The sequence below is a fragment of the Oerskovia merdavium genome (genome assembly GCF_014836755.1).
GTDB classification, from domain to species: domain Bacteria; phylum Actinomycetota; class Actinomycetes; order Actinomycetales; family Cellulomonadaceae; genus Oerskovia; species Oerskovia merdavium.
In genome coordinates this window covers 1-2,483 of the sequence record NZ_JACSQF010000039.1, presented here as the reverse complement: position 1 = coordinate 2,483, position 2,483 = coordinate 1, and the positions used below count along the sequence as shown (strand labels likewise).

The 2,483-nt window shown below is 66.7% G+C and carries 1 protein-coding gene; it reads left to right on the top strand.

Translation table 11 applies throughout. The features are described from left to right. Positions 1 to 941 precede the first annotated feature (941 nt). Complete coding sequence (locus H9641_RS19775) at positions 942 to 2,342, top strand: glutamate decarboxylase (RefSeq protein WP_191806118.1); 1,401 nt, start codon at positions 942 to 944, stop codon at positions 2,340 to 2,342. Positions 2,343 to 2,483: the final 141 nt, after the last annotated feature.

Here is a 2,483-nt window from a genome sequence, read left to right as displayed (position 1 = left end):
CTTGCCATGATCAGATCTTCTCGCTTCCTCCAGGGCGAACCTGGAATCAGCGTGTCCACGATCAGGGGTCAAGGCCCGGTGGGTTCCAAGGGGGCATGGCTGGGCTGGTGAACCCTTGTGTTTCCGGTTCTCCACCGGCAACGCCAACACGGCTGGCCGCGCGCCACGAGAGACCTCGTCGACGACGCAGGAGTCCTCGCCGCGATCGGAGCGGTCTTTTGACCTCCACCTTGAAGCCTTTCCTCGCGTTCCAGAAGTGGCCAGTCCAGGAAGAGTCTGCAACCGTGAATAACACAGCCCACGGCAAAGGAGATGCTGATGGTTACGCAGGGGGACATCTCGATCGTTCTGGCAAAGGTGCGGATGCACCGCGAGAGGCCAGATTCGTGGCCGATCAGATCGGCGCACTCGGGTACGAGGTCACGACCGGTGCCACGCAGAGAGGCGTCGGCGGCCTGCTCCGGAACGGTGCCGGACACCACGACCAGCACGAACATCACGACGCGGCTCCGGTCAACCACATGCTCGGCCACGACCGCGGCGGCCGAGGTGCTGGCGAGCGACAAGGTGAGTTGGTCCGGGACGCTCATCCTCGTCTTTCAGCTGCGTAGGACCGTGGGGCACGCGACGCGAACGACTCCTCGCGGCGCGCTCAGGTTCTACCCCCTCGTTCGGAAGTGGCGCGCCCTCGCTCGTCGCAGCAGCCCGGAGCTGTTGCTGTCGTGTGAGGCGTCCGCACCGCTCCCTACAGCCTGAGTTCCTGGCAGGCCTCGGTCCGCGTTCTTGGCGGGCCTCGACGCATCCGCAACCCCGGATCGGTGGTTGCCCGTCGCCCGGCGAGTTCTCACACGAGCTGGCCTATGAGCCCGATGGCGGCGTTTCAACGGCATGCGGCGGTCACCACGGTGCCGCCGACTACCGTCCGACGAAAGGTAATGAACATGTCTGGATCAGCCCGAGGTGCAGAGTCCGAGGAGCGCGACGTCGTCGCGCTCAACCCACTGTTCGCCCGCCCCGGCGAGGCGACCGAGCTCCCCCGCAACGTCCTGCCGTCCGGAGAGTCACTTCCCGAGACGGCCTACCAGATCGTCCATGACGAGGCGATGCTCGATGGCAACGCCCGCCTGAACCTCGCGACGTTTGTCGGCACGTGGATGGACCCGTACGCCCAGCGGCTGTACGAGGAGACGGCCGACAAGAACATGATCGACAAGGACGAGTACCCGGCCACGGCCGCGATCGAGACCCGGTGCTGGAAGATCCTCGGCGACCTGTGGAACGCGCCGGACCCGGCGAGCACGATCGGGACCTCGACCATCGGGTCCTCCGAGGCCGCCATGCTGGGCGGGCTCGCGCTCAAGCGGCGCTGGCAGCACGCGCGCCGCGCCGCGGGGAAGTCGACCGAGAAGCCCAACCTCGTGCTGTCGAGCGCGGTCCAGGTCTGCTGGGAGAAGTTCTGCAACTACTGGGACGTCGAGGCCCGCTACGTCCCCATCTCGCTCGAGCACAAGGTGCTCGACGGGTTCGAGCTCGAGAAGTACGTGGACGAGAACACGATCGGGGTCGTCGCGATCCTCGGGGTCACGTACACCGGGATGTACGAGCCCGTCACGGAGATCGCGGCGGCCCTGGACCGCATCCAGGCCTCGACGGGGCTCGACGTCCCCATCCACGTCGACGGCGCGTCAGGAGCCATGATCGCGCCGTTCATCCAGCCGGACCTCGAGTGGGACTTCCGCGTCCCGCGCGTCGCGTCGATCAACACCTCGGGGCACAAGTACGGGCTCGTGTACCCCGGGCTCGGGTGGGTCGTCTGGCGCGACGAGGCCGCGCTGCCCGAGGACCTGATCTTCCGAGTCAGCTACCTCGGCGGCGACATGCCGACGTTCGCGCTCAACTTCTCGCGCCCGGGCGCCCAGGTGCTGCTCCAGTACTACCTGTTCCTGCGGCTCGGGTTCGAGGGCTACCGCAAGGTGCAGCAGGCCTCGCAGGACGTCGCGCTCTACCTCTCGGGCGAGATCGCGAAGATGCCGCAGTTCGACCTGTGGAATGACGGGAGCGACATCCCCGTCTTCGCCTGGAGCATCGCGCAGGGGCACGGCAAGAACTGGAACCTCTATCACCTCTCGGACCGCCTGCGGCTCAAGGGATGGCTCGTCCCGGCCTACCCCATGCCCGCAGACCTCCAGGACCTCACGGTCCAGCGCATCGTGGTGCGCAACGGCCTGAGCATCGATCTCGCACATGCACTCATCGACGACCTGCACGCTGAGGTCGCCTACCTCGACGCCCTATCAGGTCCCATGCCCATCGAGGGACACCACCCGGGCTTCCACCACTAAGGGGACAGCAATGGACTCCATCTCTCAGGGTGACCGCACCCGGTCGAACGGCCCAACATCGGGCCCGTTCGTCCGGGCGGACGGAACCCACGCTCCCGGGGCGGAACATGTCACCCCGCACCCGTACGGCAAGGATCCGCA

What these genes read in the sequence shown, in the direction of transcription:
- H9641_RS19775 (WP_191806118.1), top strand. Translation starts at nt 942, where the DNA reads ATGTCTGGATCAGCCCGAGGTGCAGAGTCCGAGGAGCGCGACGTCGTC.